The sequence below is a fragment of the Tropicimonas sp. IMCC34043 genome, from assembly GCF_003390845.1.
Classification (GTDB): Bacteria; Pseudomonadota; Alphaproteobacteria; order Rhodobacterales; family Rhodobacteraceae; genus Tropicimonas.
The window spans coordinates 1-16,524 of record NZ_QMEK01000001.1 but is presented as its reverse complement, the minus strand read 5'-3'; the positions used below and the strand labels follow the sequence as shown (position 1 = coordinate 16,524).

4 protein-coding genes are annotated in these 16,524 nt (G+C 67.5%); 2 read left to right on the top strand and 2 right to left on the bottom strand.

The window, feature by feature from the left end; all coding sequences use genetic code 11:
• Positions 1-41 precede the first annotated feature (41 nt).
• Together DQG17_RS00025 and DQG17_RS00020 are read right to left on the bottom strand one after the other, a co-directional pair.
• A complete protein-coding gene (locus DQG17_RS00025; RefSeq protein WP_116130723.1) occupies positions 42-545 on the bottom strand; it encodes an invasion associated locus B family protein in 504 nt (167 codons plus the stop codon).
• A 16-nt stretch (positions 546-561) separates the two neighbouring features.
• A complete protein-coding gene (locus DQG17_RS00020; protein WP_157973462.1) occupies positions 562-13,443 on the bottom strand; it encodes an autotransporter outer membrane beta-barrel domain-containing protein in 12,882 nt (4,293 codons plus the stop codon).
• Between the two features lie 807 nt (positions 13,444-14,250).
• Between DQG17_RS00020 and DQG17_RS00010 the strand changes: the two genes are divergently transcribed.
• Complete coding sequence (locus tag DQG17_RS00010) at positions 14,251-14,961, top strand: hypothetical protein (protein WP_157973461.1); 711 nt, start codon at positions 14,251-14,253, stop codon at positions 14,959-14,961.
• Complete coding sequence (locus tag DQG17_RS00005; protein WP_116130719.1) at positions 14,958-16,460, top strand: FGGY-family carbohydrate kinase; 1,503 nt, start codon at positions 14,958-14,960, stop codon at positions 16,458-16,460. Before DQG17_RS00010 ends, DQG17_RS00005 begins: the two co-directional genes overlap by 4 nt.
• Positions 16,461-16,524 lie beyond the last annotated feature (64 nt).

Genomic DNA, 16,524 nt, shown 5'->3' with positions numbered 1-16,524 from the left:
CTTCGTACTCAGCGCTGTGACGGCGCGACAACCGACGTGCCCTAGGGCAACATCGCCTCGGTCGTCGTGAACCCGTCGAGCTGAAAGCCAAAATCGACCGCCTGCCCGTCTTGCGCCTTGAGGCCGAGTGTCAGCGTTTCGCCCGCGCGCATTGCCTTCAGCCAGGCGTCCCCAACGTCAGCAGTGGCATAGCAGCCGTCGGCATCGCAGCTTTGATAGATCGCCTCGCCGACGCGATTGCCATCGACCGCCACGGTCACCCCCGCCGGCAGCAGGACCCCGACCGGCAGAATGAAGTTCGCGTTGGTCCGGGTCTGCCCAGCGACGCGCGCGAACGACGCGGTGGCAACGCGCTGGTTGCCCTGCGTCAGCACGATGCTCTGCGACAGCTCGCACACCAGCTGGGCGGGGTCCTGCCGGTTCGAACAGGACATCAGCCACATCGGCGCTGCGGGCGCAGCCGGTGGCGTGGCCTGGGCGAACGCCGTGGCGCCGCTCAGAAGGCTGATCGCCACCGCCAGTATCGTCGGGGTCGTCGGTTTCATCTGTTTTCCTCTTGCCTCAGAACCGGAAGCCGAAATTCACGGTCGCGGTTTGCCCGCTCAGTTGATCGTCCCAGATGCCCTGATACGCAACGCTCATGTAGGCGCTGTTGTCGCTCGAATAGAGCACGAGGCCCGCCGAAAGGCTTCGCGTCTGATCGCTGATGCCGCTGTAGTTGCGGAAATACCCGTCCGAAGAGCTGGCGCCTGCGAAGGTTGCGTCGATATAGACATCGTCGACATCCGAGAACGCGACGGCACCGCGCAGGAAGCCCCGCAACCGGTCCGTGGCGTTCACCTTCATGTCCGAGCCGATCTCGACAGACGGCGTCGCCGACAGCACCCATTGGCCGGTTTCGTCAAGCACCAGACCATAGTCCGTGCCGCTTTCTGCAACATTGTTCGACTGCAGATAGGTGGCATCGAGGTCGAGTCCCGGTCGAAGATAGAAGCTGTTGCCCGGCACCTGATAGCGATAGCCCGCCCCGAACCGCAGGTTCGCAACGCTCACCCGCTGCTTGGCCTGCGCCGTGCCGCCGGTCACCACATCGCCCCCCGGCAGGGTCCCCGAGATGTCGATGAAGCGGTTGGAGTTGTATTGCGCGGTGCTGCCATTGAGCATCCCGTAGAGCTCCAACGGTCCGGCAAACCGCTGCAGGGACACGCCGAGTTCAGTCCGCGTTCCGTCGGCCGCGAAGTTGTCGCCATTGGACACCGAGAAGTTCTCGAAGCCCGCCGTCAGACCCAGATAGAGGTCGTCCCCGACCGGGATCCGGGCGCCCGCCGTAAAGGCAGACCCGTCGCTGTGATACCGGCGGTATTCGTAGGACGCATCGCGGGTAAGGGTGCTGTCGCTTGCCATCGCCCAATAGCAGGTGCGCGGGTCGTCGTTGGCCTTCGCGAGGTTGTAGAAGTCGCAGCGATAGATCGTGTCCGCGAACCGGCGGCTGGCATAAAGCGCATCGGCCAGTGTCGCCGCATAGTCCTCGGATATCAGCTGATCGACGGCATCGACGACATCGTCTTCGTCCTCCATGTTGGCGATCAGCGCGAACATCGGCGCCATGTCGGACGAACCCTGGCCGCTCAGCACGCGGTTGATCTGCGCTGCCGTGTTGGTCTGGTTGCGGTTCATGCCCGGCATCTCGAAATCTGCGTCGACATCGAGGTCGATGGTGCCCTGTGCATAATCGAGCGAGAGCGAATAGCTCAGGACCGGGGTATCGACGAGCGTCGTGCCGGCGTCGAAAACCGCGCCGCCGGCCTTGATCAGCGTGATCGGCTTGTCGTTTCCAAGCTCATGCAGGACAGGAACAAGCGTGCCCGCAATCGTCGCATCGCCCGAAACATTGATCAGGTCGCTGTCACCGCCGCCAAAAGACACGTCGGCCGTATAGGTCGCCGTGCTGCCGAAGCCGAGAGATCCGGTAACGGCCGTGGTCTGGATGACATCCTGCGTGACGCGGATGTCCGAGGCACTGGTCTGCGCACCAAGCGTTCCGCTGGTCAGATAGGCCGTGCCGCCAAGGTAGAGATCGCCGTCGATGGTCAACAGCCCCGAGGTGCCCAGATCGACCTGATCCTGCGCATAGAAGGCACCGTCCTCGGTCACGGTCACGTTGTTGGTGCCGCCACCGAGATCGATGTTGCCGACCGCGCCGCCTGACAGGCGGACCGTCTCGTTGCCCGAACCGCCGCTGAGGATGCGGTTGTTCAGCGCCATCAGGAAGCTGCCCGATTCAAGCTTGAGCGTATTGTCCGTGCCGCCATCGATGACGATGGCTGCGGTGCCCGAGGTCAGCCCGGCCACGCCTTGCTCGACCGGGTCCGCCAGATAGGTTCCGCCGCTGCCGCCGACGATCAGCCCATCGAGCGAGACGTCGATCGGCCCTGCGCCATCGCGACCCGCGGATTGCGCCATGACCGCAATCCCGCCCTCGCCCAGAGCCATGACATTGCCGTTCAGGTCGAGCGTGACCGCCCCGCCGCTGCCGGCACCGCCGGAACTGCCACGGAAGATGCCGTCGACCGATCCGCCGCCACCGCCAAGGCTCTGCGCCAGAACGGCCACGGCATCGCGGCCCCTCGTCACGACATAGCCGTCGTTGGTGAACTCTATCGTGCCCCCGTCGCCGCCATTTGCGGTCGAAAGCTGCACATCGACCGCATCCGCGCTCAGGTCCGTTCCGACAAGGCCGCCGCCGCCACCGATGCTGTGCAACACGAAGCCATAGGAAAGGTAACCCTCGGTGCTGGTGTCGCCGGTGTTCACCACCGTGACCGCACCGCCATCGCCGGTCGAATCGTCGGTCGCGCCCATCACGATCTCGGCGCTGTCGAGCCCGGTCAGATAGGTTTCGCCACCGCCTGCGCCAATCGACTGGATGATCTGGGCGCTGGAGTTGTCACCGATGGTCGCGACCGAACCAACAAGGGTCACGGCAATGTCGCCACCATCGTTTCGGAACGAGGGATCGGACCCCATGAGGACGGTGGCAACCCGTTCGCCCGACGTTCCGTCATCACTGCCCGCAGCGACGACCAGACGGCCACCGCCGCCACCGATGGACTGAACCAACGCGCCTTCCGACAGATCGCCAATCGTCAGGATCGAGCCGGTGCGAGTTGCCGTGACCGTACCGCCGGTGGCGTCGTCGGTATTCTTGGATCCCAGCATGGCGTTCAACGTCACGTCGCCGCTGATGCCGGATTGCAGCGTCGTCGAGGCGGTGCCACCGCCGCCGCCGATGCTCTGCAGCACCATCGCCGTCGAACGGTCTTCCGTGGTCGCGATGTCCCCGGTGTGGGTCTGTTGGACCTCGGCGCTGGCGCTGCCGTCCACATCGTCGCCGCCAAGCACGATCTCGCTTGTCACCGAAGCGCTGGCCTCGGTTTCGGCCGTCTTGGTGAAGTCGATGAAGGTATCGACCGTGCCGCCGCCGCCATTGACCGCCTGGCTGAAGATCGCCTGGCTGCCGGCGCCGATCACGATGATATCGCCCGTGCTGTTGACCACCACATTTCCGGCCGTCCCCTTGGCGCCATCCCGCGCACCGAGCCCGGTCGAGACAGTGAAATCGCCGACCGTCGCCGCCGGGGTCGAGAACGACAGCCCGGCCGTGCCGCCGCCACCGCCGATCGACTGGGCAAAGATGCCATAGCCATTTTCACTCAGAACAGTGATCGGGCCGCTATGGTTGACCGTCACGTCGCCGGCATCGGCACCGGTACCGCCAGATCCGCCAATCGCGATCTTCGAGAATGTCTGGTTCGTCGCCTGCTCGGCCAGATCGTTCAGTGACAGCGACACCGCCAGACCGCCGTTGCCGCCGCCGCCGCCAACCGACTGCGCCAGCACGCCATAGGACCCGTCGCCGAGGACGTCGATCTCGCCGGTGTTGGTAACGGTGACATCGCCTGCCTCGGTGCCATTGCCGCCCGATCCACCGATATTCAGCGCCATGGTCGGATCGGATCCGGTCCCCTTCTGCAGCGTCGCGGTGCCGGTGATCGAATAACCGCCATTGCCGCCGCCGCCGCCGATCGATTGCGCCAGGATGCCGTGGGCCTTGTCGCCGCTGGTGACGATCAGCCCGTCGTTGATCACGTCAATCGCGCCGCCGGTGCCGCCGGTGCCGCCGGATCCGCCAATCGCCAGTTGCAGCCCCTGCGCCATTGTGGCCGTGCTGCCCAGCCGGCTGATCGAGACGGACAGCACGTCGCTGCCGTTGCCGCCACCGCCGCCGATCGACTGGGCAAAGATGCCATGGCTTTCGTCGCCATCGGTGACGATGCGCGCAGTGCTGGTGTTGGTGACGCTGACCGCGCCCGCCGCACCGCCGCTGCCGCCCGAACCGCCGATCAGCAACGCGTTGCGCGAGCTGTTGTCGGCATCGGGCCCGATGACCAGGTTGCGCACGTGCTGCGCATCGCCGCCGCCGCCACCGACGGCCTGGGCATAGACGCCCGCCGACCGGACCCCCTGCGTGCCGATATCGCTGCTGTTGGTCACGCTGACATCGCCCGACACGGCCCCGGTGCCGCCATCGCCGCCGACCGAGATCGTCACGGTTGTCGCGATGGTCGAGCGCAGGTTGACGATGTCGGTCTCGACCAGACCGCCCTTGCCGCCGCCGCCGCCGACAGATTGCGCAAAGATCCCTTGGGCATTGTCACCCTTCGTCGTCACCACACCGCCGCTTGTCACCGTGACATCGCCCGAGGTCATGCCGTCGCCGCCCGTGCCGCCAATGTTGACCGAGGTGGTGGTGCCGATGGCCGAGCCCTTTATGGTGTTCTTCAGGATGGCGATGACGCTGGTGCCGCCCTTGACGATACCGCCCGTACCGCCAGCGCCACCGATGGATTGCGCCAGGATGCCGTCAGAGCGCGCGCCCTCGGTCGCGATCCGCGCCGTGCTGGCCACACCGACCCTGCCCGAAATGCCGCCCGCGCCGCCATCGCCGCCGATGTTGAGCGAGAACGAGGTCGCGGCCCCGGCCGAGCCGCCCGCGCCGCCGCCGTTGCCGCCGCCGCCGCCGACCGACTGCGCAAAGATCCCGTGGGATTCGTCGCCGATGGTGTAAAGCAGCCCTGCGGCATCGGCCGACACATTGCCTGCAGCCCCGCCTTCGCCGCCTTCCAGACCGACGCTAAGGCTGAAACTGTTGCCCTTGTCATCGTCGGTCTTGGCCGTGGCGAGCGATACCGAGGTCGCGCTCGAATTGCCGCCGCCATTGCCGATCGACTGTGCGAACAGACCATGCGACCGGTCGCCCTCGGTGCTCACCTGACCATTGCTGCTGGCAGAGACATTGCCGCCCGCGCCGCCGGTGCCGCCGGTGCGTCCGATGGTGATGCCGACATTGCCGCCGTCTCCCGACTGGTTCAGCGAGGTATAGCCGGCGTTGCCGCCACCGCCGCCGACCGACTGGGCGAAGATGCCGTGGGAATCGTCGCCTTCCGTGGCAATGTTGCCGGTGTTTTCGACCGTCACCGTGCCGGAGGAGCCGCCGTCCCCGGTTCCGCCGCCAATGGCAAGGCCGACGCCCTTGTTCTGTGCGGCATCCCCGGCCTCGAAGATCAGACCGAGGTTGAAGACCGCGTTGCCGCCGCCACCGCCGAGAGATTGCGCAAAGACGCCGTTGCTGCTGTCCTCGGCCGTCGCGATGTCACCGAAATGCGTCACGGTCACGTCGCCGCCGATACCGGCGTCGCCCGCCGATCCGCCGATGGCGATCAGCGCCGAATTGACCGACTTGCTGCCATCGGTGTTGGTCGTGCTGAACTTGCCTTCGAGTTCGTCCAGTACCGTGTTGAAATTCGCGATCACGCTGTCATCGACGCCGGTGTTGGTGGGCGTCTTGCGATCCCCGGCCGAGCCGCTGTCGCTGCCCGATCCGGTGGTCTTGCTGAAGCCGAGCACCGCATTGATACCGGCGTCGCCGCCGCCGCCGCCGATGCTGCTGGCCTCGATGCCATGGGCGCCGATGCCGTCGGTCACGATGGTTCCGGCCGAGGCCAGTCTGGTGCCACGGGTCACGGCCACGTCGCCCGCATCGCCGCCCGCGGCGCCAAAGCCGCCAATGCCGATGGCCACGGGCGAGCTGTCCTTGGTGGCAACCGCCGTCACGTTCATGCCACCGGTACCGCCGCCGCCGCCGACCGATTGGGCAAAAATGCCGCGTGAATGATAGCCCTCGGTGCTGATGTTGCCGGTCGAGACCACCGCGACACCGCCCGCATCCGCGCCCGTACCGCCATGGCCGCCAAGGCCCGCAACGATGCTGAGGTCGGTGGCGCCGTCTGTGCCCTCGGAACTGCCCCAGTTGAGCTGGCCGCTGACGTTCATGCCGCCGTTGCCGCCGCCGCCCGCGACAGACTGGGCAAGGATGCCGTGCTTCCAGTTGCCCTCGACCGCGATGGTGCCGCCCTGGTCCGCGCTGACGTCGCCCGAGACGTTGCCCGACCCGCCAAAGCCACCGATGCCGAAGGTGATGGACGGTATCTTGCCGTCCTTGCTGAGCGCGATCCCACCCGAGACATTCATCCCGCCATTGCCGCCGCCGCCGCCGATAGACTGCGCCAGCAGGCCGGCGGAGCCTTCGGTTTCGGTCACCTCGTCGCCCTTGAACAGGCCGAGATCGACGAACAGGTTCTTCAACCCCTTCGAGTCGACAAGATCTTTCGCCGCATCGACCACCGTGTCGCCCAGCACCTCGCGCAGCTTCGCCTCGAAGCTCTCGTCGCTCGGCACCTCGAAATCGGCAGGGTCGGTGGTGACGGCGATATCGGCGCGCGACGTGACGGTCACGTCCTCGCCGATGCCGGCATTGCCGCCAAGGCCGCCCACGCCCACGATCAGCGAGGTGTCCGAGACGATGCCGCCGGACACATTCAGCCCGCCATTGCCGCCGCCACCGCCGACCGACTGCGCCAGGATGCCCGACTTGCCGGTGCCATGGGCGCGGATCGTGCTGCCCGTGGCCACGTCGACATTGACCGCCGCCGCGTTGCCGCCGGTGCCGCCGAAACCGCCGACGCCCACCAGCACCGCATAGGATTTGCTCGTATCGCTCTGGCCCGCGCCAGGTTTGCTGCTGATTGCAACGCCCGCGCTGACATTGACGCCGCCATCGCCGCCGCCGCCGCCAATCGACTGGGCGACCAGACCGTTTGCGCCCTCGGTCTCGTTCAAGGTGACAGACCCGTCGCCATTCACGGTGCGCGGCAGGGCAGTCAGGGCCCCCGAATAGGAAAGATCGACCGCACCGGCATCGCCGCCACCGCCGCCAAAGCCGCCAACACCGGCCGAGATCGAGAAGATCGTGTCCGACCCCGAGGGCTTGGTCAGGGCGAGCGTGCCCGAAACATTGGTGCCGCCGGCGCCACCGCCGCCGCCAAGCGACTGCGCGAGGATGCCATCGGAGCGGTCGCCATAGGTGCTGACAGTGCCGGCAACGTCGAGCGTGACCGTGTCGCCATCGCCGCCCGATCCGCCAAAGCCGCCAACGCCAAGCGCCACCGCGGCGCCCGACTTTCCGCTCAGGCTGATCGCGCCGCTGACGTTCACGCCGCCCGCACCGCCGCCGCCGCCAACCGATTGTGCCAGAACGCCCGTGCTGTCATCGCCACGGGTCTCGATACTATCGCTTGCCGCCGCGGTTTGCACCGTGCCGGTGACAGCACCGCCATTGCCGCCGCCACCGCCAAATCCGCCAACGCCCAGACCCGCCGATCCGCCATTCGACTGGGTCAGGTTGATCGCCCCCGCGACATTGGTACCGCCGTTGCCGCCACCGCCGCCAAGGCTTTGCGTGACGACGCCCAGGCTGCGGTCGCCAAGGGTCCGCACGTTGCCCGTGAAGTCCGACGTGGTCAGGCCGCCCGCATCCGCACCAACACCGCCAAAGCCACCGACGCCGATCCCGACCGCACCGCTGGTCGAGCGGGAGATCGAGACCGCGCCCGCGACATTGGTGCCGCCATTGCCGCCACCGCCGCCAAGGCTCTGGCTGAGCACGCCGATCGAATCGTCGCCTGCGGTTTCCACGCTGCCCGCAACATTATGCGTGACAGATCCCGCCGCGCCGCCGGCGCCGCCGAAGCCGCCGACACCGATCCCGACCGAACCCGAATAGCTCGGGGCAACCGAAAGACCCGCCGAGACGTTGACGCCGCCATTGCCGCCACCGCCGCCAAGGCTCTGCGCCACGACACCGGCCGCGCGGTCGCCCGAGGTCACGACCGTGCCGCTGTACGTGCCGGTGACATTGCCCGCCAGACCGCCGCTGCCGCCAAAGCCGCCGACGCCGATTGCCGCCGCACCCGACCCCGAGCCTGCGATGCTGACAGCCGCGCTGACATTCAGCCCGCCATTGCCGCCGCCGCCACCAAGCGATTGCACCAGAACGCCGGCCGAATTGTCGCCAGACGTCGTGACGTCACCGGCAAGCGTGCCGGTCGCAGCCGCCGCATTGCCACCATCGCCGCCAAAACCGCCGACACCGATCCCGACCGCACCGCTCGACTCGCCCGTCAGGCTGACGGCGGCCGAGACGTTGAGCCCGCCGTTGCCGCCACCGCCGCCGAGCGATTGCACGATCATGCCGCCGGCATTGTCGCCGGTGGTCACGATATCGCCGGTCATCTGGCTTGTCGCCATGTCGCCGTCGCCGCCACCGCCGCCGAACCCGCCGACACCGATTGCCGCCGCGCCGCCGGCCGTGCTGCTGAGGTTGACCGCGGCCGAGACGTTGACCCCGCCGTTGCCGCCACCGCCACCAGCCGACTGGACAAGAACGCCGCCCGCATTGTCGCCAAGCGTCACGACATCGCCTGTGATGGTGCTGTCGGCCGCGCCCGCGTTACCGCCGTCGCCGCCGCTGCCGCCAATGCCGACAGATGCACCGCCCGAGCCACTGCTCGCCGCAGTGATGATGGCCGAGACATTCAACCCGCCATTGCCGCCGCCGCCGCCAAGCGACTGCACGATGACGCCGCCCGAATCCTTGCCAAATGTCGTCACGTCGCCGCTGAGGACCGAGGTCGCAGTGCCGGCATCGCCGCCATTGCCACCCGCGCCGCCAATCCCGACGGATGCGCCACCCGCGCCGGTGCCTGCGACCGCAATCGCGGCCGAGACATTCATCCCGCCGTTGCCGCCACCGCCGCCGAGCGATTGCACCAGAAGCGCGCTGGAGGTCTCGCCCAGCGTCGTCAGATTGCCGGTCACGCTGCTGCTCACCGCGCCGCCGGTGCCGCCGGTGCCCGCACGGCCGCCAAGACCGACGCCGATGGCGCCCGATCCGGTGCCGGCACCTGTGCCGCCAACTGCAACATTGAAGCCGCCGTTGCCGCCACCGCCGCCGACCGATTGCGCGATCACGGCCGCCGATTGCGCGCCGCGCGTCAGCACGTCATTGGCAATCGTCAGCCCGACCGTTCCGCCGTTGCCGCCCCCCGTGCCGCTGCCGCCAAGCCCGACCGAGACCGCGCCCGATCCGGTGCCTGCGCCCGAGAGCGCGGGCGAGACGTTGAAACCTCCGTTGCCGCCGCCGCCGCCGATGGATTGGGCCAGCACGCCGACCGAGGCATCGCCCCGGGTCTCGATATTGGCCGTGGTGTCGGCCGTCACCGTCGCGCCATTGCCGCCACCGCCGCCGGTGCCGCCAAGCCCGACCGCGACCGACCCCGCGGCCGTGCCCGCACCTGCGACCGAGGCGCTGACGTTGAAGCCGCCATTGCCACCGCCGCCGCCAATCGACTGTGCCACAAACCCCGAGGACGCATAGCCCTCGGTCAGGATCTGGCCATTCGAGGTTGCAATGACATCCCCGGCAGTGCCGCCGCCAGCGCCGCTGCCGCCTAGCCCGACCGCCACAGTGCCAGACCCCTCGCCAGACCCGGAAACAGCCCCCGAGACCGAGAATCCGCCATTGCCGCCACCGCCACCGATGGACTGCGCGACAAAGCCCGAGGACCGGTCGCCCTGGGTCCAGACCGTACCGTCGCTGGTCAGCGTGACCGTACCGGCATCGGCACCCGTGCCGCTGCCGCCGCCAAGGCTGACACTGACGGCACCGCTGCCGATGCCCGAGCCGCTGATCGTCCCGGCCACGCTGAAGCCGCCGTTGCCGCCGCCACCGCCGACCGATTCCGCCAGGATCCCGGTCGAATCGCTCCCCTCGGTGGTCACGTCGCCGGTGACCGTCGCCGTCACGTCAGCGCCTGCGCCGCCACTGTTGCCCGCCCCGCCAAGCCCGACCGAAACCGCGCCGCTTCCGGTTCCGGCGCCCGAGACGGCGCCCGAAACCGAAAATCCACCGTTGCCGCCGCCACCGCCGATTGACTGCGCAACAACGCCCGCTGCGCGGTCGCCCTTGGTCGCGACATCGCCGTTCACCGTGGCAACAACGGTTCCGCCTGCGCCCCCGGCGCCTCCCGAACCGCCCAGACCAACGGTCACTGTCCCGGCTCCGGCGCCACCGCCGGCCGCGCCGGCCGCGACAGAAAATCCGCCGTTGCCCCCACCGCCGCCGACCGACTGGACCAGAATGGCACCCGATCCGACGCCCGTCGTTCTGACAGCGGCATCGATGCGGGCATTGACCGCCCCGCCGTCACCGCCGTTTGCCGCTGATCCGCCGACACCGACATTGACCGATCCCGCCCCGATGCCCGCGCCCGTACCGGACACGGCCACGCTGTAGCCACCGTTGCCGCCACCGCCGCCGATCGACTGGACCGAAACGCCGTTCGAGAACTGTCCGCTGGTTCGGATCACGCTTCCACCCGCGATCAGAGTCACGTCGCCGCCCGCGCCCCCGGTCGTGCCGCTGCCGCCAACCCCGACACTGATCCCGGCCGCGCCGCCGCCGCTGCCGTCGACGCCGGCGGCAATGCTGCCCCCGCCGTTGCCGCCACCGCCGCCGATCGACTGGACCAGCATCGCCGTCGAACTGTCGCCGGTCGTGACCACGTCGCTGTCGGTATAGGCCAGAACCGTTCCACCGAGGCCACCGGTCCCGCCCGATCCCCCGACTCCGACCGAGACACTTCCCGAGAAGAACAACGACCCGCCGCCCGAGGCAGCCACCGCCAGGCCGCCATTGCCGCCGCCGCCGCCAACCGACTGGAACAACAGCCCGGTCGAACGTGCGCCGGAGGTCAGGATGCTGCCCGAAAAGCCGGGAGCGGTCAGGTTGCCTCCGCCGTCCACCGTGCCGACAACGACCTCTCCGCCTGCGCCGCCCGACCCGCCGCTGCCGCCGACGCCAACGGCCAACGACCCCGAGACAGGCCCGGCCGAGGCTGCGACCGCGACCGAGTAGCCACCGTTGCCGCCGCCGCCGCCGACCGATTGCAGCATGACGCCTGCGGCGTCGTCGCCACCGGTCTGGACCGTAGCATCGCCACTGCCGGACAGGGTAACGGTTCCACCTGCACCGCCGTCGCCGGCATCGCCGCCGACCGACACGGATGCCGCGCCAAAGGCCCCAAGTGCCACGCTGACGGCGCCGCCACCGTTGCCGCCGCCGCCGCCAACCGACTGAACGAAGACGCCCGTTGCACGGTCGCCCGATGTAAGAACCCGCGAGGGTTGGCTTGCGTCGGTATCGGACAGGGTCACGTTGGCATCTCCGCCAGCGCCGCCGGTGCCGCCGGTCCCGCCAACCGCGACCCCGACAAAGGCGCCGACCGCGCCGGACGATCCGCCGTTGCCGCCGCCGCCGCCGATCGACTGCGCGAGAATGCCTATTCCATCCGCCCCGGTGGTCGTGATCTTGCCGTCATTGGTGACATTGACCGTGCCGCCGCTGCCGCCACCCGCACCGCTGCCGCCGACCGCAACCATCCCGCCGGACGAACCGCCATCGCCGCCGCCGCCGCCAATCGATTGCGCAACGATACCGCGCGCCCCGTTGCCCTCGGTCGAGATTGTTCCAAGGTTGGTGACAGTGACGGTCGAGCCCGAGCCCGCCTTGGTGCCGTTTCCGCCCACCGCAACCAGACCGAAGGCATTGGCACCCTGACCGCCACTGCCGCCAATCGACTGCGCCAAAATGCCGTCCGAAAGAAGCCCGGTCGTCGCGATCTGCCCGGTTCCGGTATTCGTCACGCTCACCGCAGCCCCGGAGCCACCATTCGTCCCGACCCCGCCGAGCGCCAGCGACACCAGACCGCCGGCCGTGCCGCCACCGCCGCCAGCGCCGCCAATCGACTGCGCCATGATCCCTCGTGACAGGTTTCCTGTGGTCTGGATCCTGCCGCCGTTGGAAACGGTCACGGTCCCGCCGTTGCCGCCATTGTCGGCGGCCCCGATCAGGGACACCAGAAGGTTGCCGCTGTTGCCCGCCGAGCCGCCGGTGCCGCCGATCGACTGGGCGAGGATGCCATTGGCGAACTCTCCGGACGTCAGGATGATTGCACCCGCATCGGTGCTCACATCGACGGCCCCGCCGCTGCCGCCGTATCCGCCGCTACCGGCCGTCCCGACAAGTCCCCACTGGTTGCCGCCGTTGCCGCCATTGTTGCTGACGCTCAGCGCATAGATTCCGTGCGCATTCGTGCCGGCGGTCGAGATCTCTCCGAACTGGTTCACGGTGACACTGCCGCCATCCGACGAATGGCCGCCTGTCCCGCCACCCGGCGCGGCATAGCCGCTGCCGCCATTGCCGGCCTCGCCGCTGCGGCTGTAGGCAAAAATGCCGTAATTGTCGTCGCCGGTGGTCGTGATCGTGCTGGTGGCGGCCTGCGTCGCCGTCACCTGGCCGCCGGCCCCGCCGTTGCCGCCATCGCTCCCGCTCCAGAAGCTCAGATACGAATCCCCGCCAACGCCACCGTTGCCGCCGACGCTGCCGATTTCCCAGCCGATGTTCGAGCTTGCGCTGACATCGGTGCTCAGCGTCTGGGTCTGAACCGGTCCATTGGCGCCGTCTCCCCCCGAGGAGGGCGGCACGAACAACGCGCCATCCCGGCCGTTACTGCCATTCTGCCCGTATACGACCTGATTTACCCCGTTCGGCCCGGTGACATCGACCGGCGGCGTCAGGGTACCTGGGGTGCCGGAGCTCTCGAAGTCGGCGTCGAAATCGGTCGTCAGCTGCCCGACCGGGAAATCGGTATTGCCGTCCGCCTCCGGGCTGGTGACTGTGGCGGTATTGCCGCTGATGCTGACAACGGAAAATTGCACCGGCGGGTCATCGCTGTTGTAGAAGTCCTCGCCAACCGACTTCACCAGAAAGGTATAGCCGTCGTCGGTCTGCACGAAGGCTGTATCCCCCGCCGTCGGCGTCCCGACCGGATCGACCAGCAAGGCGGTAACCGTTGTGGGGTCGCCGGTAACAGGGTTCGTAATCGCCTCGCCGACCGTCGAACTGCTTGTCGGACCTGCAGCCATCACCGGCCCGGCGAACAGCAAAAGCGCAATGGCGCAAACCAATACGCCCCCGCACGCGCGCCTCAGAAATAGATCCAAGGCCTTGTTCTCAAACCGGAAACATTCAGCCTGCTCGCCAATGGAATTCAACAGCCGCATATTTTTGCACCGAATGCCAGGAATATTTGCACGTCTTGGTTGTTTTACCCACGTCCACCCCGACCACAAAGCGAAAAAGCCCCAGCTGGAACTAGTTGCGACTATTTTGCGACTCGAATTGCGCGAGCCTGACGTGAAACTCGAATGCCTCGATGAACCCGTGGTCCGTCGGCTTGCCGGGCCGCGTGACGTCCAGCGTGACGTCGTCGGCACAGACCCAAAGGTCGAGGTCGCGGAAGGTCAGTGTGCCGGTACGTGTGGCAACAGAGTTCGCGGTTGTGATGAAAGACGATACATCAGCCGACGGTTTTCCGTTTGGGTTTGTCAAACATGCAATCGCCGAAAAATTATGGCTGCGGAGTCTTCGGCATGTGGGCACCGCCCCACTGGCAGGGTGCGAGCCAGTCGAACCGCCATGGCGCGACCGCTGTGGCGCCTGAACGGTCTTCCGGTCCGGACGGCGGATGCGACCATGAAGCTGCCCTCATAATTCACCACAATTATTGATAACATTGACTGACATAATTATCGTTCTTCTGCAGTGTAATATGGTCATTTACTCAAGTATCAGAGAGCACCATCCCTTTATTGAAACTCCTGTAACAGAAATATTGATACATTTTCCGTTGCGTGCAATGATCCCTTGGACCTCGCAAGGCGGAGGACAACATGCGAGTGGACACGACTTGGACCGCGCTGACGATGGCGCTCTGCAAGTTCGCGATGGCGAAGACCTGTGAAGGCGCGGCGAGCCGTTGGGCGCCGAACGACAACTACCTGAACGGTGTTGAGATGGGTCAGCCGCAGACGGCGGCGCGGATCGAAACCGGGACGGGAGACGTGACCTTCTTTCGCATTATCAGCGCGAACGATGTCCGCGAACACCTGAACGCGCTTCTGACGCAGGTGGCTCGTGGGGTGGATGGCATGATGCCTGTTCCCTGGAGCAGAGAGGCGCGGCATCGTGGTCAAATGGCAGAAACCGGGACACCTGTCGTGACCTCGGACGCCTGGCTGCCCGGGGCCGCACGGACCTTTGTCGCCATCGACAACGAAGCCGCCGGGCGGCGAGAGGCTCTGCTGGACAAGATCGCCGCGTTTTTGAGCATCAACCGCAAGCAAGAACTCCTGCAACGGCGCGAGGCACTGATTGTGCCAGATCCGCCCCTGTCGTTCCCACCGACCTCGAACCGTGTGGTCGAATTCATGGGGCTTTCTGACCGCGTGTCGGCGATGCGCAACGGCCGCCGCAACGCCGCGAAAACCGCCGCGCGCAAACGGACCGGCCGGATTGCCGGCGATGTCGGCGCGGTGATGCTGGTGGCGATCTATCTTGCCAGCCTGCAAGACAGGCTGCGACATGCAAGGATCGAGACATGACGGACTATCTGATCGGCCTCGACAGCGGATTGACCGTGACCAAGTCGGTGGTGTTCCGGCGGGACGGGTCCGTTGTGGCCTCGGGCCACTGCGCGGTGCCGCAGATCAAGGACGCGCCGCGCCGGGTCGAACGCGATATGACCGCGCACTGGAACGCCGCGGCGCGGTCGATCCGCGACGCGCTTGCCGCGGCGGCGGCGGCCGAGGGGCACGCCGTTCGGCCCGCCGCCATCGCGGTCGCGGGACATGGTGACGGGGTCTATCTGCTCGACCGGGACGGCGTGCCGCTGGGTCTGGCCGCAACCTCGCTCGACAGCCGCGCACAGGATGTCGTCGCCGGCTGGGATGCCGACGGCACCTCGGCGCGGGCGCAGGCACTTTGCGGGCAACAGCCATTTCCCGCGTTTCCAGCAGCCCTGCTGGCCTATATGCGCGACGCCGATCCCGCAGGGTTCGCGCGCATCGGGGCGATCCTGTCGTGCAAGGACTGGCTGCGGTTCTGCCTGACCGGCATTGTCGGCACCGATTTTACCGAGGCAAGCCTGTCCTTCACCGACGTGCAGACCCAGACCTACAGCGACGCGGCACTGGAGCTGTTCGGCCTGGGCGCGATCCGTCACGCGCTGCCGCAAGTGTTCCTGCCCGGTCAGATCGCCGGTCGTGTCACCGCCGAGGCCGCACAGGCGACCGGCCTGCCACAGGGCCTTCCCGTCGCCGCGGGACTGCACGACGTCACGGCCTGCGCCGTGGGGTCGGGCATCGCGGGACCGGGCAAGCTGGCCGTGGTCTCGGGCACCTATTCGATCAACGAGGCCCTGCGCGAGCGCCCCGAAACCTCGCCCGGCTGGTTGACCCGCAACGGGCTGATGCCGGGGCAGTGGAACTGCATGTCGATCTCGCCCGCCTCCAGCGCCAATCTGGACTGGTTCCTGCATCAGGCCGCGCGCGATGCCCTGGCGACGGACGACCCCTTTGCCATGCTGCAAAAAGAGCTCGATGCCATCGCGCAGGACCCGTCCGAGATCATCTATCTGCCCTATCTTTTCGGCTCTCCGCACCGGGTGGATGTGCCGGGCGCCTTCCTCGGGCTGCGGGGCTGGCACGGGCGCGGCCACATGCTGCGCGCGGTGGGCGAGGGCATTGCCTTCAACCATCGCCACCACGTCGACACGCTCGACCCAAACCATGCCATCCCGTCGGTCCGGCTGACAGGCGGCAGCAGCCGCAACGCCTATTTCGCACAGCTCATGTCCGACGTGCTGGGCCGCCGGGTCGAGGTGCCGCAGACGCTGGAGGCGGGCGCCCTCGGCGTGGCGATCTGCGCCGGTCTGGCGGCGGGCCTTTATGAGGACTGGGACGATGCGCTGGCGCAGACCGCGGGGCCGCTCAGGGTCTATGACCCCGGCCCGAGATCGGACCGCCTGAACGCCAGCTACGCCAGGTATCAGGATGCCGCGGCGACGCTGGCTCAGCTCCAAGCAAGGATATCGATCCGATGACCGACATGGGCCGCGCGCCCCTTCTGAACCGTCTGCGCGACATCGACCACATCCCCGTCCTGAT

Bases quoted from the DNA above. Each gene is read 5' to 3' on its own strand.
- DQG17_RS00025 (WP_116130723.1), bottom strand. From the start codon at position 545: ATGAAACCGACGACCCCGACGATACTGGCGGTGGCGATCAGCCTTCTG.
- DQG17_RS00020 (WP_157973462.1), bottom strand. From the start codon at position 13,443: ATGGCTGCAGGTCCGACAAGCAGTTCGACGGTCGGCGAGGCGATTACG.
- DQG17_RS00010 (WP_157973461.1), top strand. From the start codon at position 14,251: ATGCGAGTGGACACGACTTGGACCGCGCTGACGATGGCGCTCTGCAAG.
- DQG17_RS00005 (WP_116130719.1), top strand. From the start codon at position 14,958: ATGACGGACTATCTGATCGGCCTCGACAGCGGATTGACCGTGACCAAG.